The following is a 24453-nucleotide window of genomic DNA, read 5'->3' on the forward strand; positions in this document are numbered from 1 at the left end:
GCTCACAACAACGACCTCCCTTCTTTCCAGCGTATAAGCTCAGCTATGCCATAATAGCCAATACCGACATCTTGAAGTGTGTCGATTACTTCTATTTCACCGAATTCATTCTGTTGCCGCATTTGTACAAATTTATACCATTCCAATCGAATCCTTCCTGAACCCATTGGAATACCGAATAGTCGCTGTTTTCCTGTTTGAATGTGAATTGAACCAATTGTTAATGTCCGCGCTTTTCGGTCTAACGGAATTTCGTTTTTTGTTGCTTTATTTAGCGAGGCATGAAGATGAATGTTGTCACCCGCTCTACCACCCTGAATATAAAATTCTCTCGTATATGTTTTGTTTAATGGATGCTCTTCTTCATTCGGAAATGGCATTGTGAAAGTGTCTCTTTTTTCTCCTATATTTGTTGATACACGCAATAAATCAAAATCATCTTTTGGGATCAGTGTTAAATCAACAGGAGTTACAAACGTTTGTCGATCAAATCGTTTTTCGTCAAGATTAGGAATCGTGATAATCTCGTTTCCACGACCTACTAGATTGTAAAAGCGATTTTTTAACTCAGGGAACCTTCTTGGTTGATCACCTTTTACAAGCAAAGGTTCAGCAACGCCTTCAGTTGAATCTCGTTCATCCAACTCTCTTAACACCGGAGACAGCCACTCACTCGTGTGAGCCACTGTCCCTGTCACCTGTTCACCGCCCTGAAGCTGTAGATCAGTTATATTTAATTGCCCGCTGATCTTTTCAGCGATTACATGAAGATCCACTTGTTTCACTTTTTTCGTTTGATCTTTCTGTATTGGTTGTGCAACGAAGCGAGACCAGTCTAACTTACTCATTAGACCAGCGATGCTCACTTGGATGGCCTGTCCAGTTGGTACTTGTCGTGCCACCTTGCAACATGGCATCCGTTATTGAAGCTTGCCCTGAAAAGTTGGACGCTACAAACCGTACCTCTACCTCAGAAACCGACTTTGACGAGTCGGTTTCAACCAAAACTGACTTTGCAGAAAACATACGCACCCCTCCCTTCGTCTTGAATAAAACATTAGGTTAACGATATAAAGGTCGGTTCTTCTTCTGTACCATCTTCATAACGAACGATCACTTCCACACCGACCCTACCGTCTTCATTCACAGCAAAATTTTGGACTGCACTACGAAAAGAGAGAACATAATGGTCACGATTTCCCGGATAGACGGTTTGACTTAAACGTTTTACACCTGAAGTCGTTTCTGCTTTAAACGATGCGCTACCGCTAAAACCATTAACTGGATCCACTTCCCATCCACTATTCGACCAATAGCGAAAACCGTCATCTGCTCTGCTGTTGAGCAATAAGTTAAATACAGAAAGCTCTAGCATATCGCTTGAATCAATGGTATCTTCTGATCGCAAGAAACTTGTCCCATCTTGTACGCCTGTAAGCAGGTCAGAAAGTGTAGGTGCCTTAGACTCTAGTACGATCTCTGTCTCCCAAGGTTCAACTAGGTTATAGCGCCAAGCGAGAATGCGCGTTTGCCGATCAATACCAAGCTCTTTATCGTACACTCTGACAAGATCGCCAAGTTTAAATTGTTCATGTTCCATTCCGGATAAAATGGATAAATCAGATGCTTTAATTTGATAGGATGTACGCGGTAAACTAAGGCTTTCCAATGCAGCTTGCGCTTGCTCTTTTAAATGAAATGGATTTGTAAACCGATCATCCTTTAGCACCTTTGCTCGCAGTTTTGTCGTGAATGTGTAGTTGGGATCGTCTCGAATATCTAAATAGGGAACTTGGTCATTCACTGAATCAATGGAAAGATTCTCTCTCCCATAAGGATACAGTCGTGTAATGAGTTCATCTGTATCATACGTAGCTTCAATCGATTGGATGTTCTTCTCATAGACAATAGCTGCTCCAGATATTCGACCAATCGGTTCAATGAAATCAATGGTCATCGTATCGGAGTGGTAGACTAATTCGCCCCCATACACATCTGGTAATTGTGTTAACGCCTGCAGCCTGTTCGTTAGTCCAGATTCAACACTAACGTTACGTGTAGGAAAATTTGAAACGACCCCTAGCCGCCAATCTGTTCCTTGCAAGATATCCGACAAAACCACAACAACACTCTTGTCTTCCCATTCTGAAACAGATAAAGGGTCGGAAAATTGCAAATCATACCAAAGTGCTTCAGCAAACACTTCTGTTTCAGGAACACCACTTCCTCCGCGACTATACGTAATGCGTCGAATGATATAAAGCTCATCAACAATTTGAATTAAATGTTCATTTTGCAAGTGCTCGTTTTTTTGGTCAGAGAAAGGCAAGACAAACGAAAGTGTATCGATACCGTTAACTTCCTGTTCAAGCAAAATATCATAGGCATTATCTAACACAGCTAGCTGCTCTCTTTCAGGTGAAAGAACGACTGGCCGAGCCCCTGGTAAACGGGAGAAAATGGCTCTCTGCATTCGACTGTAAGAATGGTTATAAAAAACCGTATGCAACTGGTTATACTGGGATTCATTCACATTATTATATTGAATCATACAACCACCCTATACCCAGCGACTTCTTGCTTGTATTGTTAGTTCTTCCACTTCACCAGTTCCTTCAAATGCAAGAGATAATTGATTCGCACCAGGTTGTAAAACAGGAAATTCAATACTATTTAAATGGTTCAGTGCTGATACTCGTTCACCATTCGGCTTTACTGTATACGCCGTCACATATTGGCTATCCAAACGTAACTGCTCCCCTGATTCAAGTGTTCCATCGTAGACCATTTCCGTGTCGTTAAGAGTTAGTCGAATGAAACCGTTTTGTAACTGCCCTTTTACTTGTATTAAAGGAAATGAATGAATACTGCCTTTTTCTCTTGTGAAATGATGGGTTCCTTCTGAATGGTAGATAAAAAATTCATCTTCAATCGCATAATAATAAGGATCTGGACAATAGAAGATTAAATCGCCTCTACCCGAAGCTGCTAATTCGTCTAACTCTGATTCTTCTGCCAAAAGCCCGTATATCACCTTGTCTCGTTCATCATGAAAAATAAGAGGCTTAGGCTCAGCACGATTGAGTAAACGCGCAATCTCCCTTACCTTTTCACGAAAATCCGAACGATTTGCACCAGCAATTGTAACCGAAATGGTAATCATCAACGCTGCATCTTGTTTCCCGAAAAAAAAGGAGCCATTTCTTCCGAATATAGACATGGAACGAATTTCGCGAGCTGGCAAAATAGGCCTTTGAATGTGATGAACGATTAAAGATTGACTAAAATCAAATCCGTCATACGTGAACATATTATCGGCCTCCTTTTGCTCTCATCGTAGACACATGTCTCCGACCAAGTTCTGTGTCCATAAATGGAGCTGTAATTCTTGCAATTTGTTTTCCTTCTAGGTGTACCGGAACCTCGACAGTTAACCGATCTTGTAAAGAGGATCGACTCAGAAAATCTGGCTGTTGACGGGCCATTAAATGTTGTTCTAACCGGTCAACTCCACGACCTAAGAAATTCCCCCCTTGAATCGTAGGCAACGACAACGCATTCGTTAACGCCCGCTCAATAACAGGTAAGTCCCCTTCTACAGAGTCTTTAATTGGCCCTCCAAAATTTAAGCGGTGAATGTCTTGCAGAGGCCCTTCCTTTGCAGGAGAAAACGGGAGAAAATCACGAATCTTTCCTGCTACATTTGAAATGGCACTCGTAACCGACCCAATGGCACTAGTAATCCCTTGGGCAATACTTGTGACAATGTTACGGCCTGCATCCCGGAACCGACCGATAAAGCCCATGACCGTTTGAAATGCACGTTGAATGCCATTTGAGATCGCACTTCGTATCGCTGTCATGGCCGCCGTTACACTCGTACGAACCGCATTAAATATGGACAGAAAGGTCGTTCTGATTGCATTAAGACCCGCTGACACTGCAGAGCTTGCAGCAGAAATACCTGTCGTAATAAAGTTTCGAATAAACGAAATAACTGACGTCACGACTGAGCGAACTGCATTGAATACCGTCATGAAGATCGTTCGAATCGTGGTTAAGATCGTCATGACAACCGTTTGTACAGCTGTCATCCCAGTCGATATAAGATTCCGTATAAATGTCATCACGGTCGTAACAACTAGTTGCACAGCTTCAAAGCCCCTCTGGAAAAAAGCTTGAATGTTCCTTAAAGCTGTGGAAAAGAGAGTTGAAATGGAACTCCACATATTCGTAAATATCGTACGTAAACCTGTAAACAAGGAGCCTGCAATTTTAATAATTTTGCCGAACAATAGGAGCTGTACTAAATTCCAAATCGCTTCTAACGCACCGAAGAATAATTGTTTGATCCCTTCCCACATTAAGGAGAAATCCCCCGTAAATAAGCCAGCAAAAGTTTTAATTAATCCCATAATGATATCGAGTGCACCAGAGATAACACCTTTAATATTTCCCCACACTTGTTGAATCAACGCGGCCACAAACGGCCACACAAACTTCATTAAGGCTAATATTCCGTTCATGATAGGTTCAATAATACTGAGTATAAAGTTAAATACATTTGAAACAGCTTCCATGACTTGTGCGCCATGCTCATCCCAAAACTGCTTAATTTTCGCCAGTTTTTCGGCTACAAACGAAGCAATCACGCTAACGACCGTTTGAATAACAGACTGAATCGTCTGCCACACTTGAATGACGCCGTTTTTAAATGTTTCATTCGTATTCCATAAATACATGAAGCCTGCGGCAAGAGCGGCAATGGCGGCGGTGACTGCAAGGACTGGCCCTATAAAAGAGGCTACAGATGTTCCTAAAGTTATAAAGGCAACCTTTATAAAGTCAATGACTGCTTTAAAACTTGTGAAAGCTTCCTTTACTGCCACAATACTTAATAATAATCCACCAAAACCTGTCAAAAGACTAGCCAAGAATCCTCCCCAATCAGCCTCTCCTATTTTTTGAGTAATTGTTCCAAAGGACTCTGCAATTTTAGTTAAATTCTTTTGTAAATCTTCTAAAGCCTTACCATGTTTTTTAACGTCATCAAAGTCTAGTGTTAAGCCTGCAGATTGTCCAATTTGAACTGCCATTATATTCCTCCTTTCCATTTTTTCGATTCTTCATTCATTTTGTCTTGATCCCATTCAGCCATGCTTCGATTTTTTTTATCTTGTAAAAATCGTTGAAATGCACTATCTTCAGGTAATCCTCTAACAAACACTAAGAACCGTCTCCATGAGAGACGGTTCTCAAATCCCTCTTGAGTTAAATGAATGCGATAAAACCTGTAAAAGTCAGCCTCTAATGCGGCCCACCCCCAAATAATTATCCGTGAATCTTGGTTTTTTTTTGTGTTTTTGTTGACTGAGCACTTGTACCTTTAACGTCATAGCCCCATAGTTTCATAATGTCTGGAACGATATGTTGAAACACAAAATTCACTCCAGCTTTTGATTGTTCTAAGTGGCTGAGAAAAGCTTTTCCTAGCATCAGTTCAATAAACTCATACATCTTTTCTTCTGGTACCGACATTTGTGTTTTTCCTTTTACCTTCTGCACACAATAACGGAAATAGAAGGTAGCAAATTGGAAAGGCATTTCTGTAGGGATCTCAAAATACTCACCAGCAAATTTTACGTATTGATGCTTTTGCTCGTTTAACTGTTCAGCAAGTGCATCATCATAGTCAGCTACTAATTGCTCTTGTTGGATTTCCGCTAGCTCTTCCACCTTTTGATCTAGAAGTTCTAAACGTTCTTCTCGATTATTCGCCACCAGGAGCACTCTCCTCCGTAATCGCTTCTTTTGTATTTACACGGAATTCGCCTGAAAAAGTATATACCCCCTCAGACACTGAACCCTCTTCTTCATAGGTAGTAAAAAATCCAGTAAGGGCATAGCCTGAACCAGTAGAGTCAGTGTGCTTAATAACCGCTTCTTGACCTAGTTCCGAGACGCGTTTTAATTCCGATTGTCCATCATCATCTAGAAGCGCAATCCCTTCCATTGATACGGTTTCACCTACAGACGCGGCAATAAATTTTTGACGAAAAACGCCCCCACCATCAACCGTGTCACCTAAACCGGTCACATCCGCTTCTTCAACTTCTAGTGAATGTGTAAAGGACGTTAGCTTTGCCACCACTTGTTCATTTACTTCTACTCGTGTTCCTGCAAACTTCTTTTCAGCCATGTTAACTCCTCCATAATAAGTGAAATACTATTCGTTATTGTTGGTGTGCCGGCACGAACGTATATTTAACGAATAATGTAGCTAGATACTAGATGTTTTGCTACAACTCTACTTTAATATAAGAACACACGTTCTGTTTTGCCGATTTTCTGCCACGTTTATGCCACTTATCTATGTTAAACTCTTAAATAAAGATATTTAGAAAGGACGATTCTTCATGTCACAAACTTTTAAAGGCTCTCGATCGACCCTAACCATTGAGGACGACAAACTAATTATTAAACACAATAAAATAAAAAGCTTAGGTGGTGGCGCTCGAAAAGAGATCGTTATTCCCTTTAATGAGCTCGAAAATGTTATCATTAGAAAACCAGGAATTGTTTCAGGATTTTGTTATCTTCAACGCAAAGGTGCCTCTCCAGATATATCAAGATTTCAAGCAACAAACGATGAATTCTCTATAGTACTTACTTTTTCTTACCATTACAAACGATTTTTAAAAGCAAAGAAACTTATTGAGACCAAATTAGAAAACGTTGACACCGCTTCAGAGTCAGAGCTTGATCGTATTTACCACGCTCTTATTTCGGATCCAGATCAGTCTATTAAATTTGCTGGCTATAATGGAAGCTTAGAAATTACAAGAGACAACGTTACAATTTTATACAATGGATTTCTTCATAGTGGCGGCCGCGGTCAGAAAACCATTCACATAAAAGAAATTAATAGTATATCAATATCGAGAGAAGCCATCGTTAGCGGGAAAATTCAGCTTCACTACAATGGGTTTCAAGATAGAAGGAATGGAATACTTGCTTCTGCAGCAAATGAACTAAGTATTACAAACATTAACGAGTACAATCGTTTCTTACAGGCAAAAGAACTTATTGAACGGATTAAACATTACCATGACTCATATAATGAAACTGGTTATGACAATAGCTACAACCAATATGCCGAACCTGTGCATACTCCCCGCTCTACCGCAGACGAACTTCGAGAGTTTAAATCGCTTTTAGACGAAGGTATTATTACGGAAGAAGAATTTGAACAAAAGAAAGCGCAGTTACTTCGCTAATGAATTGAGAGGCTGGGACATAACTAAAAGTAGTATTTGAAAAGACGAATAGTTTAAAATATGCTGAGTAGCACCGCTACAGGAGAATCGTTCGCTTTCCGGGGACACGGCCTCAGCCTCCTCCGTGGAAAACCCGCCACTCCAGAGTCTTCAGACACGTGCTGATCCCCCAGGAGTCTTCCGATTCTCCTTCCGCCAATTTTCATATAAAACAAACGACGAACGTTCCTATTTTCAGGAATGTTCGTCATTTGGTCTGTCTATCTACTTTTGTCCCAGCCTCTTTTTTACAACAAGTGTCGAGATGTATTCAAACGCTCTACAGCCTCGTCTTTAAGAGGTTATACTATGTTAAACTACTCTAAACAATCATTTTATTGAGAAAGGACGACTCTTCATGCCACACGTTTTTAAGGGAGCTCGATCAACAGTTACCGTTCATGATGACAAACTAATCATTAGACATGGGCTATTCAAGACGTTTGGCGGTGGTGCTCGAAAAGAGGTTATTCTTCCTCTTAATGAACTTGAAGATATGGTTTTTGAAAAGCCCGGTTTTTTGCCTGGTTTTTGCTATTTTCGACGTCTAGGAGCTTCACCAAATCGAACAAGGCTTGAAGCAGCAAGCGATGAGTATGCGGTTATGCTTCATTCTTCCCAACATTATGTGCAACTTCAACAAGCAAAAAAACTCATTGAGGACAAACAAGCACACATTGAGCCTGCAACAGAGCTAGAAATTGACCGCATGTTTAATAGCATGATTTCAGACTCCTCTCATTCCGTTGTTTTCGATGGTATTTATGCTTCATTGGCATTAACTAAGGAGATTGTCACCATTTCCTATAAACGCTTGCTCCCTTCTGGTAAGCCGAAAACTACGTTGATTTCTATTTCGACTATCGATTCCATTACATTATCAACTGACAATGCGGGAAACGGGCTTTTTCAAATTCATCACGATAGTCAGTCTTCAAGCAGTCTACATACAGTTACTCCAGAATTAAGCGAATTTCGTATTGGTAACATTAACGAATCTACTCGATTCTTAAAAGCTAAAGAACTAATGGAGCGACTCAACGTTCATTATCATAAAATAAGTTACAGTACAACCGTTGACACAAATGATAGAAACTATATAAATTATGCTCGACCTTCACTCACTCCCCGCTCTACCGCTGATGAACTTCGCGAGTTTAAAGCGCTTTTAGACGAGGGCATTATTACAGAAGAAGAGTTTGAACAGAAGAAAGCCCAGTTACTTCGCTAATGAAATGAGCCCCTCGTTTGGATACGAGGGGCTTGCTTTTCACACTATGTAACCAGCTACGCCCATTAAATAATGAAGTTTCGCTAATGCTTTTGTTTTCAACCTGTAATACTGCCTCTCACTAATCATCATTTCCATATATACTTGATAATCAAAACGATCCTCTTCTAAATAACGTCGAACGATCAATTCTCTTTCTACTTCGGAAAGTCGATTAATGCATTGCTGGATTACATCCAAAAATGCTTTTCGTTCTGTTTGCTCTTGCTTCATTTCATCTTCTCGTTGTGTGAAAAAAGGTTTACTACTGCCTGTTGAAAGCAGTGTGTACTGTGCAGTCACTTTTGGCATTTCGTCGTATGCAAGCGTGAGCTTATCTAAATTATATTGTGCTAGCACTTGTTCTACTTTCTGCTTCTCTTCCTTTTGCAACGCAAGCCCCCCCTTTACTTAGCAAAGAGAACCGATTCGTTAAAAATCAAAAAAGACGAGGTGATGACCTCGTCTTTTTTTAACTACTTATAACAACTGCATCATAACCACGCCCACGCAATTCATTCGCCAATGCATCCGCATTCGCTCTTACAGAAAATGCTCCCGCCTGTACAAGGAAAAGAGAACCACTTTGCACAATGATGGATTCATATCCATCTGCACGTAAGCGTGCCTGCTGTTGGTCAGCATTGGCACGAACCGAAAATGCACCAACTTGAACACGATAAATGGTACCGCCGCCACCGCTTCGCTGTAAATTAAACGCTTGCGCCAATCCATTGACATGGCCTCTTGCTACACGATCCAAGAACGCTGGGCTTCTTAATAAGTCTGCATCTGCAGCTCGATCAATAAAAAGGTTTTCTGTTAAAATCGCCGGCATAGTAGACGTGCGGAGCACCGCGAAATTGGCTCTTTTTTGGCCACGGTTCGTCACGTTTAGTTGCTGCATAATCGCTGGATGGACAATCCCTTGTATACGTGCTGTTTCAGCCCCTGCATTCGTATGAATAAAGGATTCAAACCCTGTACCACCACCTGCATTAATGTGAATCGACATAAAGTAGTTCGCATTCCAAGCATTTGCTTGCTGCGTACGGTCATTTAAACTGACAAACACATCGCTCGTTCGGCTCATACGTACTTCTACACCCTGATACTCACTTAGTAAAATGTCGCGGATCCGTGTGGCAATTGAAAGATTTAACGACTTTTCCTGTAAGCCATTCCCTACTGCACCTGGGTCACTTCCACCATGGCCTGGATCTAAAAATATTCTTGTCATGTGTACATCCCCCTTATCGATTAGGTGCTCGTCCACATTCTCATTCGAACTGTGAAAAAGCATGCAGCGTTATACGCCACATGCTATTCTTATTCAAACTCTATTGATGTGTTAGGGTGTTTGCTAGAACATTCATAAAAACAGGCATTCCCCTGCTAGACTTATAGCTTAGTAAGAGGGTTGCTTCTCTTTTGCTTCACTCGCAACAGCTTCTGCTACAACACTTGCAATTCGCTTGTCAAAAACAGAAGGTAAAATGTGTTCGGCTTCTACTGTTTCAACTAAGCTAGCAATTGCTGTTGCAGCTGCAAGCTTCATAGACGTCGTAATCGCCCCTGCCCGGCTATCCAACGCACCACGAAAGATGCCAGGGAAGGCAAGCACATTGTTAATCTGGTTCGCAAAATCTGAACGCCCTGTCCCTACCACCGCCGCCCCGGCAGCTTTTGCCTCCTCTGGATAAATCTCTGGTACTGGATTCGCTAAAGCAAAAACAATGGCATCTGAATTCATCATTTCTATATGGTTCTGGGAAAGCGCCTTTGGTCCAGAAACACCAATAAAGACGTCTGCTCCATTTATGGCTTCATTTAACCCACCAGTTAGCTGCTTTGGATTTGTTTTTTGTGCTACTTCTCGTTGGCGAGGGTTTAGCCACGTTTCTTCTTGTTGAATAATCCCTTCTAAGCTTACGAGTGTGACATTGCTGTAGCCTGCTTCAAGTAAGAGTGAAGCTATGGATAAGCCTGCTGCACCTGCTCCATTAATGACAATCTGAGCTGATGCATCTTTTCGAACATATTGCAGTGCATTTATTACTGCCGCTAGCACAACAATGGCTGTACCATGCTGATCATCATGAAACACTGGAATGTTCAGCTCATCTTGTAATCTTTTTTCAATCTCAAAGCAGCGCGGTGCAGCAATATCCTCTAAGTTAATGCCGCCAAATGTTGGGGCAACCGCCTTCACAGTCTGAATAATCTCCTCGACATTCTTTGTATCGAGACAAAGAGGAACAGCATCTACACCAGCAAATTCTTTAAACAGAACCGCTTTTCCTTCCATTACAGGTAGCGCTGCTTCAGGGCCAATATCTCCTAAACCAAGGACGGCAGAGCCGTCTGTCACAATAGCCACTAAATTTCCTTTAATGGTTTGGTCATATACAGCAGATTTATCTTCTGCAATAAGCTTGCAAGGCTCTGCTACACCAGGTGTATACGCAAGACTCATATCGTATTCCGTTGTTAAAGGAACCGTACTCTTTAGCTCCATTTTCCCTTTTCTATGTAAAGCAATGGCTTCTTGCTTTAATTGACGTGTTTCCATGAAACACTCACTCCTTTTCTTTATAAACCTAACCAGCGTAAAATAAATGTTGCTAAGATGACCGTACCTGCTCCTCCAAGACGTGTAGCGACTTGGGCAAACGGCATAAGACTCATCCGATCAGATGCAGACAAGATCGCCACATCTCCTGTCCCCCCTAGCCCACTGTGGCAACCTGTCACAATAGCCGAGTCAACAGGATGCATATTCATCCATTTTCCAACAATATAACCGGTTGTGACCATCGTCACGACAACGGACGCACATATCAATACATAGGAAACGCTAATGATTCCTGCCACATCTTCAAGTGGAATAAATAAAAGCCCAAGTCCAACCATAAGAGGCCATGTAAAGCTCGTCGATACAAATTTATATAGATGGAAAGCACCTTGTTCCAGCTGGGACGGGATCAGCTTAAAGATCTTACAAAAAGCTGCGATAAGTATCATTAGAATCGCTGCAGGAATATGAAGGCTGCTCTCCATCAAATGCCCAAACACGTAAAAGCTACAGGCAACTAATAGACCAGCCCCCATTAAGCTGAAATTAACAGGTTTATTGTCATCCACAGAGGTAGGGATTCTATCCCCTTTTGTTTTAACGAGAACGCCATTACCTGTAAGATGCTGCTTTCTTAGACCTAACTGCTTTAATAAAGCAGCGCATATGATCGCAAAGATGTTTCCAATAATGGCAGCAGGAATCATTTGCGAAATTAAATCCGCTACAGGTGTTCCTAGGATGGCACTGTATCCAGCAGATAACGGTAGAATGCCTTCTCCAATTCCACCAGCTAAAATCGGAACCACAATAAAAAATAACGTGTGCTTTGCTTCATACCCAAATAACATACCAACACCAACGCCTGCTACAACCGCCGTTACCGTTCCGAGTACAAGCGGTACAAGCATTTTCGTAATGCCTTGCATAAGCACTGTCCGATTCATGCCAAGTATACTTCCCGCTACTAGACAAGCAATATAGAAATAAAGGAAATTCGAGGTTGTCATTAAATTTGATACAGCATTAACGGTTGTTTCATTTAATAAGTTAAAAAACATAAACGCGGATGGTACGAACAGAGCTAGAATAGCCGGACCACCGATACTGCGAAAAATAGGAATACGCGACCCAATTTCACCTAGCAAGATGCCGACAACCATAATGATGGCAAAGCCACCAATCATATCTGCAGGTAACTTTTGAAAATAGGCAGCTAATAATACGATTGTCGCAATAGCAACATAAATAGGAAAAGGCAATACGCCAATCTTCCACTGTATAGGGTTCCAACGCTGAGATTTAGAATCATTTGTATGATGACTTTCAGATGTAACCGTTTTTAATTGTTCCAAGCTGAACACCTCCTGTTTCATACTGTAATAGTAGGAGGTAGATCGTTTTTTAGATAGTTTTTGAAAATAAGATCCTTCTTTTTGAAACTAAAAAAAGCAGCTCGATGATGAACTGCTTCATAAAAATGCTTTTATACGCTGTTTATTTTCATATATAAGCTTATACAGATGAATGGGCCGGCCAATCGAACCATAAGTAGGCTGCAGCTCAAGCACATCCCATTCAAGTAAAAATGTTAAATATTTTTTTACTGACACACGAGAAATACAAGCATGTAAGGCTACATCTTCTGTAGAAAAGCTACTTTGACCAACCCGTTCTATAGCTTGCCATACCTGTATAAGGGTTTCTTTTGTTAGACCTTTTGGCAGGTCCATTCTTGCGCTTTTGTCGTCGTCCTTTCGAAACCACAGTTGATCTAGTTCTTGCTGACTAACCGGCTCTTCCTTTGTCCAAATGGATTGCTTCTTCTTAAAATGCATCAGCGCTTCTTGAAAGCGTTCAAATTGATACGGTTTTATTAAGTAGTCTACGGCACCATAGCGTAGTGCGGTCTGTATGGATTCTTTATCAGATGCAGCGGTTAATAGAATAACATCAGCCGCCACACGCTGTTGTCGTAATTCCGTTAAAAACGTCAATCCATTCTCTCCTGGCATGTAGACATCTAATAAAATAAGACGTATATGCGGATAGTGAGTAAGAGCTGCTCTCGCTTGCTCCACATTCCTTGCGTGAGCGACTAATCGGAAACCAGCCACATCTTTGAGGTAATTGGTTGTTACTTCAGCGACCATAGGATCATCTTCAACAATGAGCACATCAATCATCAGTATCGCTCCTTTTCCTTTCGGTCATTGGCATAAACACAGCAAATGTTGTTCCTTGTCCCTTTTCGCTTTGAACCGTCATAGAGCCCTGCACGTGTTCAACACTTTGCTTTACTAAGGACAACCCGTAGCCACGGTTCAATCCTTTAGTAGAGTAGCCTTGCTCGTACATGTTTTGTAATTCATCTGCATTCATACCCGGCCCATTATCTGAAATATAGATAATCAGCTCCTCTTCAATAACAAACAGCTTTAATCGAACAACTCCATTCTCTTGATTCACCACTGCATCAAGTGCATTATCAATCAAATTTCCAAGAATAGTCGTTAATTCCAACGCTTGTTCATTTGTAGCGAATGATTGAATCGCTGTGTCTATGGAAATGTCTAACTCAACACCTCGTTCCCGCGCATAGCTTTTCTTTCCTAGCAATAAGCCTGCTAAAACAGGCTCTTTTAATTTTATCGTTACTTCGTTCACTTCTACTAATTGATTTCCTGTAATTTGCTGCACGTAGGACTCTAGCTTTTCATATTCCTTAGAATGAAGCATTCCTAAAATGATTTGCATGCGGTTCATAAATTCATGGGTCTGTGAACGGAGTGTAGACGCATACGTTTTCACCCCTGTTAATTGCTCTGCTAGCTGCTTCATTTCAGTCTTGTCCCGAAACGTGGCAATTGCTCCAATGATGTGATTGTTCAAATGAACAGGTACACGATTCACAACGATCGTCAAGTTATTCAATGACTGCTCTTGGTTGTATTCAGGCTTACCACTCTCTATCACATGTCTAAGTCTAGAGTTTTGCATATACGTTTCTACTTTTACACCGACTGCATTTGGTGGCAGGCCAGCACGTTCAAAGATCGTTTGAGCGGATTTGTTTACGAGGGTAATACTCCCTGTTGCATCCACTGCGATCATACCTTCTATCGTCGATTGAAGCATGGCGCTTCGCTCTTCCAGTAATGTGGCAATCGCTTTTGGCTCTAAGTTAAAAAGGGTTCGTTTAATATAGCTTGCTAACCATATTGCCCCAACTAAACCTACTAATAAGCCAAAGAAAGTACCGATGAATAAGTTCGTCCGATTAGCAGAAACTGCTTCTTCTACCTTATCGAGTGAGATTCCCACTGCTACGGCACCAATTTGTTGCTGTTGTTCATTATGAACGGGCGTAAACGCACGCAGCGAACGTCCTAATGTCCCTTCTGAAATGGATAGGCTTTCTTCTCCAGTGGTTAGTACCGTCTGCTCATCTCCACCAACAAAATGAGCTCCGACTTTCTCTCTTTCAGGATGGGCATAACGAATACCATCCATGTTCATCACAACAATAAATTGAACATCTGTCTCATCCATCAGTGTTTCTATATAGGATTGAACCGATGTTGCCTCTTCTTCTATAAGTGCCTCTTGCACAATGGGTGTCAATGCCACAACCTTTGCTAACTGCTGCGCTTTGTTTGTTTGGTTTTCCTCTACTTCTTCTTCAATCGACCGATGCACTAAAAGATCTGTAACAAGAAGTGATAGTACTACAACAACGAACACAAGCAATAGAATGGTTGATTTTAGCGTTAAACGGTTACGCAGTTTTTTTGTACTCATAAGATGCGCTTCCTCTCTGCGTTTATTCCCTCGCAGTATAGCATAAAAAAACAAAAAGAAAGAAGCCATCTCCAATTTGAGACAGCCTCTTTCCTTTAATTAATACGGATCCGATGGCTGGCTATCGCGTTTTGCCCCTTCCACCTGTTGTGCTTGGCGATCTTTCATGCTTTCCCGTTCTTTGTGAATCGCTTCTTTTAATCGTTTTCCATAATCTGCATCTGCTTCCGTTACATTCATAATCATTTGTTCCCGAACGGCATCATGAACATCTGCAAGAGCAGAAGAGAGGTTAGAAACCAACTCGTCCTTTTCCCAGTCCGCTAAGCGACGGTATGTTTCGCCCGCTTGTCCAAAGTTGTTCGGTCGATCGATTGCTTCACCCTTCACTTCACCAGACACATGCGGTGTATGATCTTTCCCTTTTTTTTCTGCCTCTTTTAATCCACCAATTACAGACGGCTCATAGTTAATATGGGGATTGTTGCTAGGCGGTGAATCCACTTGATACGTCATCTGTCCATCCCGCTGATTCGTCGCAACGCGCTTTTTAGGTGCATTTATCGGTAGCTGCAAGTAGTTTGCACCGACACGATAACGCTGTGTGTCTGAATAAGAGAACGTACGGCCTTGTAAAAGCTTATCATCAGAAAAATCTAGTCCATCCACTAGCACACCTGTACCAAATGCCGCTTGCTCTACTTCTGCAAAGTAGTTTTCTGGATTTTTATTTAACACCATTTTTCCAACTTTATGCCATGGGTATTGATCCTTATACCAAAGTTTCGTTGGATCAAGTGGATCAAAATCAAGCTCAGGATGATCATGGTCTTCCATAATCTGAACATAAAGTTCCCATTCTGGATAATTGCCTTCTTTAATTGCATCATACAAATCTTGAGTTGCATGGTTAAAATTTTGACTTTGGATCTCATCTGCTTCTTTTTGCGTTAAGTTTTTAATGCCTTGAACAGGCTCCCAGTGGTATTTCACAAGAACTGCTTTTCCTTCTTCATTTATCCAACGGTAGGCGTGAACACCAGACCCTTGCATAGTTCGATAGTTTGCAGGAATGCCCCAAGGAGAAAACAAAAACGTAATCATATGAGTCGCTTCTGGGCTTTGTGATACAAAATCAAAGAACCGTTCCATACTTTGACGATTTGTCACTGGATCAGGCTTAAAGGCATGAACCATATCAGGAAACTTTAATGGATCACGAATAAAGAAGATTTTTAAATTATTACCAACTAAATCCCAATTCCCATCTTCTGTATAAAATTTAATCGCAAACCCTCTTGGGTCTCTCAATGTTTCTGGTGAATGTGTACCATGAATGACAGTTGAAAATCGAACGAATACAGGGGTTTGCACTTCGGTATTTGTAAATACTTTTGCTCGTGTATAGGTAGAAATTGATTCGTCTCCAACTTTTCCATACGATTGAAAATAGCCATGTGCACCGGCTCCTCGACCGTGTACAACGCGTTCCGGAACACGTTCTCTGTCAAAGTGACTTACTTTTTCTAAGAAATCATAGTTTTCAAGTGTTGTTGGACCACGGTTCCCTACCGTACGAACGTTTTGATTGTCCTTTACAGGGTGACCTTGACGATTGGTAAGCGTTTCGTCTTTTTCATTCGCTGCTTTACGCTTGTCGAGAGAGTCGCCTGCACCTGTCACACCTGTTCCAAATGAGGGGGACTTATGTTTCTCATCCATTTTACACAGCTCCTTTATCATTCTTTCATCTCTATCATTACCAAATGAAGGGAGCCTATTCACCAAAAAAGCAAATCATCCTAGAATGATTTGCTTCTCCATTTTACTATTGTTTAATTTGAATACTATTTAACGTTGCAAAGACACCGTTTTTCTCTATTAATTCATCGTATGTTCCTTGCTCAACAATACCGTCTTTTGTCACAACGACAATATGATCTGCATGACGAATGGTTGCCAGTCGGTGCGCAATTACAAGTGTTGTACGATCCTCAGCCAGTTCTTTTAGTGATTGCTGAATGAGCGCTTCTGTCTCCGTATCTAAAGCAGATGTCGCTTCATCTAAGATTAAGATTGGAGGATTTTTCAAGAACGTTCGTGCAATGGCAATACGCTGCTTCTGTCCGCCAGATAGTTTCAAACCACGTTGACCAATTTGCGTATCATATCCATTCGGAAGGGACTCAACAAGCGCATCTAAGTTCGCTAGTTTTGCAGCATGGTAAATGTCTTCATCGGTTGCGTTTAAATTACCGTAACGAATATTTTCTCGCAACGTTCCCCCGAATAAAAAGACATCTTGCTGTACAATGCCAATTTGTGAACGAAGAGATTCTTTCGTCATCTCTGTAATATTGATGCCATTAATCGTAATCGCTCCACCATTAATATCGTAGAAGCGTGGAATTAAAGAACTAATGGTTGTTTTTCCAGCTCCAGATGGACCAACAAAAGCAACCGTCTTTCCTGCTGGAATGACTAAATCAACATTCTTTAATACTGGTCGGTTATCTTCATAACCGAACGTTACATCGTTAAACTCAATGGCACCATCTAAAATAGGCGCAGGTTTTGCGTCTTCTTTATCAACGACATCAACTTCTTCATCCATTAAATCAGTGAAACGCTTAAACCCTGCCATTCCTTTAGGATATAATTCAAGTATCGCACTAATTTTCTCAATAGGTTTGAATAAAATATTAATATATAGAATGAAAAGAACAAATTCTCCTACATCAATCGTCTCAACATAGAGAAGCCATGCACCGTAAATAAGCACAGATAGAATCATTAAGCGAGTCGCCAAAAAGATTCCTGAAGACGTGTAGCCCATTACTTTATAGCCGCCTACTTTTGCATTACGGAAGCGTTTATTGTTTTCACGGAACGTCTCGACTTCATGAGCCTCATTCGTAAACGATTGAACGACACGCATACCGGATACGCTATCTTCTACTCGTGCATTTACATCACCAATTTCCGCATACATCTTTCTCCATGCTTTATTCATTTTAATATTGGTATATGTAATTAAAGCAATTAAAATGGGAACAAAAATCAATGCAATAAGTGCTAAGCTTGGATTTACATAGAACATAATGCTAAATGCACCAACGAACGTCATGACCGCAATAAATAAATCTTCTGGTCCATGGTGAGCAAGTTCACCAATATCAAATAAGTCATTTGTAATTCGACTTATAATATGTCCTGTTTTCGTATTATCAAAGAATCGAAACGACTGCCTTTGTACACTTTCAAATAAATCTTGTCGCATGTCTGTTTCAATATTGATTCCTAACTTATGCCCAAGAAAGTTTACATTGTACTGTAAATAAGCACTAACTAAGTAGGTAGCCAATAAACCTCCGGACACCCATACTACCGTTCCCCATTCTTGTTCAGGCAATAGTGTATTAATAAACCACTGCACCACAAGCGGGAAAATTAAATCTAAAATTGCTACTACGATGGCACTAAAAAAATCAACATAAAACAAGCGTTTATGCGGTACGTAGTAAGCAAAAAAGCGTTTTAACATGATTTACCTCTCTCTCTGCCTAATCAGCAGACCCCTCCTTAATTTAACGAAAGGAAACAAAAAATGCAAAGGTTATTTACTGACAATAAGGACAATAATACAATCTTCGTCCATTTTTCGTTACTTTCACAATGGTTTCCCGACACGCATAGCATAATTTACCTTCACGGTTAAACACATAGTGGCGATAATCCCGGCGTTTTTTCCCTGCATTCCTTAATTCATTCGCCAATGGATGACTCACAGTTATGCCTTCTGTTTCATAAGAGCGCTCTGACAACGTGATCAGTGCTTCTGCCATTGCATGTTGCTGCTCATCTGAACATTCACTAGGTTTAGCATCAGGGGAGATACCTGCTACATAAAGCAGTTCACTTCGCAAATAGTTTCCGTTCCCAGCTACGAAACCTTGATCTAGTAAAAGCGCACTCCACGACCGGTTTTTAAACGTACTTGATTGCATACGCTCTAAAAGCAGTGATTCGGTGACGTCATCAGATAAGACATCTGGCCCAGCTTTCGCAATAAACGGATGGTTTACAAGCTCGTCTGTTTTAAGAACTTCAATATCAGAAGCACTGTATAGTAGCGCTGCTTTCTTTTCTGTGTAGAGCGCCAGACGTAGCTGCCGTTTTGTTGTAGGATACGTGAACGCTTTTCGGATCATCCATTTGCCATACAATTGATTATGAGAATAAATGCTATATCCATTAGAAAAATGAATAAGCATGGCTTTTCCCTTTGTTCGTACCGCCTCTACTTTGGCAGCTACCAAATGGTCTTCATGTTCTTTTAAATGCGGAAAAGCAAAATAGACTTCAACTAAGGTTTGTCCTTTAACAGCTTGTTCCACCTCAAATGCGGCTCTTCTTATTTCTGGACCTTCTGGCATGACGCTCCTCCTACATACACGGAAGCCCTGTTAATTAATCATTAACAGGGTCTTCAAGATCTTCTCCTATTGTAATGACTTCCGTTTCCAGCATAACCCCAAACGTTTCATGTACTTTTTCACGCACATATTGAACGAGGTTCATGTAGTCTGTCGCTGTAGAACCATCGACATTCACGATAAAACCAGCATGCTTTTTTGAGACTTCTGCTCCGCCTATTCTTGTTCCTTGCAAACCACTTTCTTGAATGAGTTTGCCTGCGAACATTCCTGGTGGTCGCTTAAAAACACTCCCACAGGAAGGATACTCAAGAGGCTGCTTCGTCTCTCTTGCAATCGTTAATTCATCCATCTTTTGTTTTATTTGAACAGCATCGCCTTTTTCAAGTAACATCGTACCTTCTAACGCAATATAACGTTTCTTCGAGAACACGCTTTTACGGTAGTCAAACTCAAACTCATCTTTTTGAAGTGTGAGAAACTCGCCTTCTTCTGTTAGCACAAGCACACTTTCAAGTACGTCGGCAATTTGGCCTCCATAGGCGCCGGCATTCATGTAAAAAGCACCACCCACGGTTCCTGGAATACCGCAAGCAAATTCAAGGCCAGTTAACGATTGTGTTAAAGCTTCTCTTGATGCACCAATAATGGTCGCACCTGTTTGCGCAACCATCTTTGTTCCTGTAATCGTAACCTTATTTAATTGCTTTAGACAGAGGGTAATCCCTCGAATTCCACCATCTTTTACAATGACATTTGATCCGTTCCCGAGTAATGTAACCGGAACTTGATGGGCATGCGCAAATCGTAAAACGAGTTGTGTTTCTTCGTAGGTGTTTGGCGTAATAAATAAATCTGCTAAACCACCCATTTGCGTATACGTATGCTTGTAAATTGGTTCATCTTGTCGTACCACTTCATTCGGTAGTTCATTTAATAATGCTTCACAGCGTTCTATATATTCGTTCATTATCATCGTCCTCTAATTAAGGTCATCACTCACTTACCTTTTAAACGATATGCCTAGTGTACCTATATGCATTCGTCATGGTGAATGTGCCCGATTTGCCTCCTTTTATTCTATACAGGATAGGCGTAAACAGTATCTTCCCTATTATGAAGGAAAACCATACAAAAAAACAGACCAAACTTCTGTTTTAGCTAAAGCTCACTGACAGACAGAATGGAACTTTGACTCGAAAAATGTTGTCTACATTTAGTTGAATGAATCTCGACAAACCCCAAACTAATCGGGTCGCTTTAACGAAAAAAATTCACCTAAACCGGCATAGTTTGGTCCAGATAGACGTGCAACAGGCTTCAATTTGTCAGGAAGTACGTAGTTTTTTTCTTTATTATAAACGGTTTCGTCTAGATGAATGACGATTACCCTAGCGATAAGTAAGTCAAAAGAGACTTCTCCTTCATCATTTTGAATTGGTAGATGAGATTCAAGCTGACATTCAAAGCGTACTAGAGCCTCTTTAATTCCTGGTACTTGGATGGATGTGCTTTCTACAAGACTAAGGGAAGTTAAATCCACTTCACTCTCCTCAGGCTTTAGCGTCGCAGCTGTTTGATTCATATCGGACACAAGATCCTCATGAACGACATGGATAACAAGTTCCTTCGAGGCAACCGCATTTCGTGCAGTATCTTTCATCATTCCTTTTTTTCTCCCTACAGCAATTGAAAGCAACGGCGGGTCACCTGCCAACATGGAAAAAAAACTAAAAGGAGCAGCATTCGTCTTTCCGCTTTCAGTCGAGCGCGTCGTCACAAACGCAATTGGACGTGGTATCACTGTACCACTTAAAAGTTTATAGCGTTCTTTTGCCGTTAAATTCATTACATTAATTTTATGCATCAACGAGTTCCTTTCTCACTTAGGTTAACCATCTCGTTATTGGTAGATTAGGAAAATAGTAGCCAGTGCGTTTCCTAATGATCCTTAAACAGGTAGTATGTTCCAGTGAATGAATCCTTCGTATTGTCTCTTAAAAAATATTTATTTGATTTATTTTATTATACAACAACGCTGTTTTACAATCGTTTCTCTTTAACCATTTCATCGCTCCTATCCTCATCATGTTGTTAAGAAATTCGCTTTCTATATCCAATTAGAATTTATTTTATTTGTATATAAAAAATGTCATGTTCACCTTGTAAGCGCTGTTGATCTTTTTCCGTACGCAAACTAGCTCTTTTTTCTAGTTTCTAACAATCAACTGTTTAGAGACGAATATTCAATTCTATTTCCAAATCAATTTTCGTAAAATTCATACGCTAGCTTTACAAAATCTCAAATTGAATGAAGTAAAAATTTAGTAAAATAAACTTTTCTACTAAAGTTTTTTTCTGTTTTTGTTTTTAAAACGCTAATTGACTGAATTTTATATAGTCGTTATACTCTGGAATAACTTTCTCATCTTTTTTCATTTTTTCTAACACTTTTTTTAATGATGGAGCTAAAGATGAAACTGTTACTGCAAGAATGGCAACTTATGCGAGAAGGGGGAAACGTTTTTGAAGAAGATTAGTGCATTACTTTTAGGGGTCAGTGTATGTTTAGCAGCATGTGGAGGAGAGACAGAAGATGTTCAGTCTCTTGATGAAGGAGCTGCCTCTATTGATGAAGAGAACAGAACATTAACCATTGCTTTAGGAACTGATGTCGTCTCGTTTGATATTCATGATCATAATAATACGTCTACCGAGGCTGTGCACGACAACATGTTTAACTATTTATTTAAACGGGATAGCCAAAACGAGATACAACCAGAACTTGTAGATACGTATGAGCACATTGATGATGTAACGGTAGAAATGACATTAAAAGAAGGAGTCACCTTCCACAATGGCGATCCACTAACGTCAGAAGACGTGAAGTTTACACTTGAACGTGTGGCAAATGATGACACATTGCAAGAGTATCCTAACTATCGTCAAATAAAAGAAGTGGACATTGTTGATGACTTAACATTCCGAGTCATTACGCATGAAGAGGAACCTTCCCTATTCCACCGACTATCGAGATTGGGTTCAAGCATTCTTCCAAAAACGTACATAGAAGAAGAAGGATGGGATCACTTCTTAGCTAATCCGATTGGAACAGGACCCTACCAGTTTGAGGAATGGGTACGCGATTCACAAGTTGTCATGACGCCATATACTGAATATTTTGAAGGCGAAGTGGATGAATGGGATGAAGTCATTTTCCGTGTCATACCAGAAAATTCTACACGCGTATCTGAACTTTTAACTGGCGGTGTGGATATTGCCGTTAACGTACCTCCTGCAGATTGGGACCGTGTTAATGGAAATGCAGGTACATCGATGGCATCAGAAACGTCTAACCGAACGATGATGCTCATTCTCCGTGCTACAGAAGGGTTTCCAACAGCTGATGTTAGAGTTCGTCAAGCACTCAACCTAGCTATTAACAATGAGGCTATTACAGAGAACGCCCTTCGAGGCGGGGGCGTACCAACAAGAACGAGAGTTGCTCCTGGCAATTTCGGAGCGGAAGAATCCTTGTATGATTCATATGATTATGATGTCGAACAAGCTCAAGCCCTTATGGATGAAGCTGGTTACCCTGATGGATTTGAGATGACGCTACATTCCCCGCGTGGACGCTATTTGCAAGATGCTGAAATCGCAGAACTTGTAGGCGGCATGCTAAAAGCCATAAATGTAGAGGTTACGGTTGAATTTATGGAGTGGAGTAATTTCGTGGAAATGCGTCAAGCTGGCACGAACAAAGATGCTTATTTAATTGGTTTAGGTAACTCCATGTTTGATGGCGCTTATGCAGTGGACTGGTATCGAGGAGATCGTTTCGTTGGTGAAACGGACTATCAAAACGAAGAAATAGATGCATTGCTTGATGCTTCTGCAATCAATATGGATGATGCAGAGCGTGCTGAACAGATTCAGGAAATTCAGCGTATTGCTAATGAGGAACAGCCCCACATTATGCTTCACCAAGAAACCGTCAATTATGGAGTCAATGATCGGGTCAACTTCTCACCTGCAATGGATGAAATGATTTATGTGCCATCCATCTCAAAAAACTAATTGTAACGGCCAGGGAAATCCTGGCCTTTCCTAAGAAAAAGGAGGCGACGATTTGGGTTTATTTTTATTGAAACGCCTTGCGCAAATCATCCCTGTTCTACTTATTATTTCGTTTATCGTATTTGCACTTGTTTTTATAGCCGGTAATCCTGTGGCGCTTATGCTGCCGGACGATGCCTCTCAAGAAGATATTGCTCAATTAACCGCTTCTCTCGGTCTTGATAAACCTTTTATTGTCCAGTACGGTCACTATTTACTTAACTTGGTACAAGGAGACTTTGGGGAATCATTTCGATACAGCACAAGTGCACTGCCTCTTGTACTCGAACGACTTCCAGCCACATTGGAGTTAGCTATAGCAGCAATGATTATTGCTGTTACGGTAGCCATTCCTCTTGGTATTTGGTCTGCTACACAACAAAATACACCGTTAGACTTACTTGCTTCAGGCGGAGCAGTACTTGGAAAAGCCATGCCTAATTTCTGGTTAGGTATTATGCTCATTTTACTGTTTTCTGTCACGTTGGGATGGCTACCCGTATCAGGAAGAGGAACATTCGCTCATTTACTTTTACCTGCCATCACACTTGCAACTGGCATTGCAGCCGAAATTACACGGTTGCTACGCTCCAATATGATCGAAATTTTAAATCAAGATTATATCCGCACTGCTAAAAGTAAGGGAATTCGCAATCTTTTTGTCGTTTACAAACACGCATTTCGTAATTCATTAATCCCCCTAATTACCATCACCGCACTTCAAACGTCAACGGTGGTCGGTGGGACGTTAATTACGGAAACTGTCTTTTCTTGGCCTGGTCTTGGACAGTTGTTAATACAAGCCGTAAATACAAGGGATATGGCTATTGTTCAAGCATGCGTATTTGTCATTGCCATTCTAGTAATTTTAATGAATTTGCTTGCTGACATTTTGTACAGGCTGTTAGATCCGCGGATTAAATATGACTAAAGGAG

At 40.8% G+C, this 24453-nt stretch carries 23 protein-coding genes; 4 read left to right on the forward strand and 19 right to left on the reverse strand.

Annotation, left to right across the window (positions count from 1 at the left end; translation table 11 throughout):
• Positions 1-2: 2 nt before the first annotated feature.
• The 8 genes from PQ477_RS06800 to PQ477_RS06835 form a co-directional block, all read right to left on the reverse strand.
• Entirely contained in the window at positions 3-902 is a 900-nt protein-coding gene (locus PQ477_RS06800; RefSeq protein WP_274273232.1) for a hypothetical protein, read from the reverse strand.
• The gene (locus tag PQ477_RS06805) at positions 841-1026 is read right to left on the reverse strand and encodes a hypothetical protein (protein ID WP_035398992.1); all 186 of its coding nucleotides are present in this window, start codon (positions 1024-1026) and stop codon (positions 841-843) included. The genes PQ477_RS06800 and PQ477_RS06805 overlap by 62 nt, the downstream gene beginning before the upstream one ends.
• Positions 1027-1057: 31 nt before the next feature.
• A complete protein-coding gene (locus PQ477_RS06810; protein WP_035398990.1) occupies positions 1058-2551 on the reverse strand; it encodes a phage tail spike protein in 1494 nt (497 codons plus the stop codon).
• 9 nt (positions 2552-2560) lie between these two features.
• Positions 2561-3310 (reverse strand): distal tail protein Dit, encoded by a 750-nt coding sequence (locus PQ477_RS06815; protein ID WP_060704390.1) that lies wholly within the window; start codon positions 3308-3310, stop codon positions 2561-2563.
• A 1-nt stretch (position 3311) separates the two neighbouring features.
• Positions 3312-5096 carry a phage tail protein gene (locus PQ477_RS06820; protein ID WP_274273233.1) on the reverse strand — a complete coding sequence of 595 codons (1785 nt, stop codon included), beginning with the start codon at positions 5094-5096 and terminating at the stop codon, positions 3312-3314.
• A complete protein-coding gene (locus PQ477_RS20890; protein ID WP_307188675.1) occupies positions 5096-5227 on the reverse strand; it encodes a hypothetical protein in 132 nt (43 codons plus the stop codon). The genes PQ477_RS06820 and PQ477_RS20890 overlap by 1 nt, the downstream gene beginning before the upstream one ends.
• Positions 5228-5331: 104 nt before the next feature.
• Entirely contained in the window at positions 5332-5781 is a 450-nt protein-coding gene (locus tag PQ477_RS06830; protein WP_274273234.1) for a hypothetical protein, read from the reverse strand.
• Positions 5771-6199 (reverse strand): hypothetical protein, encoded by a 429-nt coding sequence (locus tag PQ477_RS06835; protein ID WP_055736180.1) that lies wholly within the window; start codon positions 6197-6199, stop codon positions 5771-5773. The genes PQ477_RS06830 and PQ477_RS06835 overlap by 11 nt, the downstream gene beginning before the upstream one ends.
• 217 nt (positions 6200-6416) lie before the next feature.
• On the opposite strand from PQ477_RS06835, the gene PQ477_RS06840 reads away from it, so the two are divergent.
• Together PQ477_RS06840 and PQ477_RS06845 are read left to right on the forward strand one after the other, a co-directional pair.
• Entirely contained in the window at positions 6417-7277 is an 861-nt protein-coding gene (locus PQ477_RS06840) for an SHOCT domain-containing protein (RefSeq protein ID WP_060704386.1), read from the forward strand.
• A gap of 397 nt (positions 7278-7674) precedes the next feature.
• Positions 7675-8547: an SHOCT domain-containing protein gene (locus PQ477_RS06845; protein ID WP_274273235.1), complete on the forward strand. Its 873-nt coding sequence runs from the start codon at positions 7675-7677 to the stop codon at positions 8545-8547.
• A 39-nt stretch (positions 8548-8586) separates the two neighbouring features.
• Here the strand turns inward: PQ477_RS06845 and PQ477_RS06850 are convergent, their stop codons facing one another.
• From PQ477_RS06850 to PQ477_RS06900, 11 genes are all read right to left on the reverse strand, one after another.
• Positions 8587-8979, reverse strand: a complete 393-nt coding sequence (locus tag PQ477_RS06850) for an ArpU family phage packaging/lysis transcriptional regulator (RefSeq protein ID WP_035397335.1) — start codon at positions 8977-8979, stop codon at positions 8587-8589.
• 79 nt (positions 8980-9058) lie between these two features.
• Positions 9059-9826, reverse strand: a complete 768-nt coding sequence (locus tag PQ477_RS06855; RefSeq protein WP_274273236.1) for an N-acetylmuramoyl-L-alanine amidase — start codon at positions 9824-9826, stop codon at positions 9059-9061.
• A gap of 168 nt (positions 9827-9994) precedes the next feature.
• Positions 9995-11158: an NAD(P)-dependent malic enzyme gene (locus PQ477_RS06860; RefSeq protein ID WP_274273237.1), complete on the reverse strand. Its 1164-nt coding sequence runs from the start codon at positions 11156-11158 to the stop codon at positions 9995-9997.
• 20 nt (positions 11159-11178) lie between these two features.
• Complete coding sequence (locus PQ477_RS06865; RefSeq protein ID WP_432813891.1) at positions 11179-12537, reverse strand: 2-hydroxycarboxylate transporter family protein; 1359 nt, start codon at positions 12535-12537, stop codon at positions 11179-11181.
• A gap of 96 nt (positions 12538-12633) precedes the next feature.
• Positions 12634-13347, reverse strand: a complete 714-nt coding sequence (locus PQ477_RS06870) for a response regulator (RefSeq protein ID WP_035397325.1) — start codon at positions 13345-13347, stop codon at positions 12634-12636.
• Positions 13340-14962, reverse strand: a complete 1623-nt coding sequence (gene dcuS / locus PQ477_RS06875) for a DcuS/MalK family sensor histidine kinase (protein ID WP_158332036.1) — start codon at positions 14960-14962, stop codon at positions 13340-13342. Before dcuS ends, PQ477_RS06870 begins: the two co-directional genes overlap by 8 nt.
• A 99-nt stretch (positions 14963-15061) precedes the next feature.
• Positions 15062-16684, reverse strand: a complete 1623-nt coding sequence (locus PQ477_RS06880) for a catalase (RefSeq protein ID WP_274273239.1) — start codon at positions 16682-16684, stop codon at positions 15062-15064.
• A gap of 106 nt (positions 16685-16790) precedes the next feature.
• Complete coding sequence (locus tag PQ477_RS06885; RefSeq protein WP_274273240.1) at positions 16791-18506, reverse strand: ABC transporter ATP-binding protein; 1716 nt, start codon at positions 18504-18506, stop codon at positions 16791-16793.
• 76 nt (positions 18507-18582) lie between these two features.
• Positions 18583-19398 (reverse strand): endonuclease VIII, encoded by an 816-nt coding sequence (gene nei, locus PQ477_RS06890; RefSeq protein WP_274273241.1) that lies wholly within the window; start codon positions 19396-19398, stop codon positions 18583-18585.
• 34 nt (positions 19399-19432) lie between these two features.
• On the reverse strand, positions 19433-20368 hold the full coding sequence (murB, locus tag PQ477_RS06895; protein WP_274273242.1) for a UDP-N-acetylmuramate dehydrogenase: 936 nt from the start codon (positions 20366-20368) through the stop codon (positions 19433-19435).
• A 276-nt stretch (positions 20369-20644) separates the two neighbouring features.
• Positions 20645-21265 (reverse strand): flavin reductase family protein, encoded by a 621-nt coding sequence (locus PQ477_RS06900; RefSeq protein WP_124742867.1) that lies wholly within the window; start codon positions 21263-21265, stop codon positions 20645-20647.
• Between the two features lie 659 nt (positions 21266-21924).
• Here PQ477_RS06900 and PQ477_RS06905 point away from each other — a divergent pair.
• Both PQ477_RS06905 and PQ477_RS06910 read left to right on the forward strand, forming a co-directional pair.
• Positions 21925-23478 (forward strand): ABC transporter substrate-binding protein, encoded by a 1554-nt coding sequence (locus PQ477_RS06905; protein WP_186370685.1) that lies wholly within the window; start codon positions 21925-21927, stop codon positions 23476-23478.
• Positions 23479-23530: 52 nt separating this feature from the next.
• Positions 23531-24448: an ABC transporter permease gene (locus PQ477_RS06910; RefSeq protein WP_060704380.1), complete on the forward strand. Its 918-nt coding sequence runs from the start codon at positions 23531-23533 to the stop codon at positions 24446-24448.
• Positions 24449-24453: the final 5 nt, after the last annotated feature.

The organism is Shouchella hunanensis, from assembly GCF_028735875.1.
Classification (GTDB): domain Bacteria; phylum Bacillota; class Bacilli; order Bacillales; family Bacillaceae_D; genus Shouchella; species Shouchella hunanensis.

What these genes read in the sequence shown, in the direction of transcription:
- PQ477_RS06805 (WP_035398992.1), bottom strand. Translation starts at nt 1,026, where the DNA reads ATGTTTTCTGCAAAGTCAGTTTTGGTTGAAACCGACTCGTCAAAGTCG.
- PQ477_RS06810 (WP_035398990.1), bottom strand. Translation starts at nt 2,551, where the DNA reads ATGATTCAATATAATAATGTGAATGAATCCCAGTATAACCAGTTGCAT.
- PQ477_RS06815 (WP_060704390.1), bottom strand. Translation starts at nt 3,310, where the DNA reads ATGTTCACGTATGACGGATTTGATTTTAGTCAATCTTTAATCGTTCAT.
- PQ477_RS06820 (WP_274273233.1), bottom strand. Translation starts at nt 5,096, where the DNA reads ATGGCAGTTCAAATTGGACAATCTGCAGGCTTAACACTAGACTTTGAT.
- PQ477_RS06835 (WP_055736180.1), bottom strand. Translation starts at nt 6,199, where the DNA reads ATGGCTGAAAAGAAGTTTGCAGGAACACGAGTAGAAGTAAATGAACAA.
- PQ477_RS06840 (WP_060704386.1), top strand. Translation starts at nt 6,417, where the DNA reads ATGTCACAAACTTTTAAAGGCTCTCGATCGACCCTAACCATTGAGGAC.
- PQ477_RS06845 (WP_274273235.1), top strand. Translation starts at nt 7,675, where the DNA reads ATGCCACACGTTTTTAAGGGAGCTCGATCAACAGTTACCGTTCATGAT.
- PQ477_RS06855 (WP_274273236.1), bottom strand. Translation starts at nt 9,826, where the DNA reads ATGACAAGAATATTTTTAGATCCAGGCCATGGTGGAAGTGACCCAGGT.
- PQ477_RS06860 (WP_274273237.1), bottom strand. Translation starts at nt 11,158, where the DNA reads ATGGAAACACGTCAATTAAAGCAAGAAGCCATTGCTTTACATAGAAAA.
- PQ477_RS06865 (WP_432813891.1), bottom strand. Translation starts at nt 12,537, where the DNA reads ATGAAACAGGAGGTGTTCAGCTTGGAACAATTAAAAACGGTTACATCT.
- PQ477_RS06870 (WP_035397325.1), bottom strand. Translation starts at nt 13,347, where the DNA reads ATGATTGATGTGCTCATTGTTGAAGATGATCCTATGGTCGCTGAAGTA.
- dcuS (WP_158332036.1), bottom strand. Translation starts at nt 14,962, where the DNA reads ATGAGTACAAAAAAACTGCGTAACCGTTTAACGCTAAAATCAACCATT.
- PQ477_RS06880 (WP_274273239.1), bottom strand. Translation starts at nt 16,684, where the DNA reads ATGGATGAGAAACATAAGTCCCCCTCATTTGGAACAGGTGTGACAGGT.
- PQ477_RS06885 (WP_274273240.1), bottom strand. Translation starts at nt 18,506, where the DNA reads ATGTTAAAACGCTTTTTTGCTTACTACGTACCGCATAAACGCTTGTTT.
- nei (WP_274273241.1), bottom strand. Translation starts at nt 19,398, where the DNA reads ATGCCAGAAGGTCCAGAAATAAGAAGAGCCGCATTTGAGGTGGAACAA.
- murB (WP_274273242.1), bottom strand. Translation starts at nt 20,368, where the DNA reads ATGAACGAATATATAGAACGCTGTGAAGCATTATTAAATGAACTACCG.
- PQ477_RS06900 (WP_124742867.1), bottom strand. Translation starts at nt 21,265, where the DNA reads ATGCATAAAATTAATGTAATGAATTTAACGGCAAAAGAACGCTATAAA.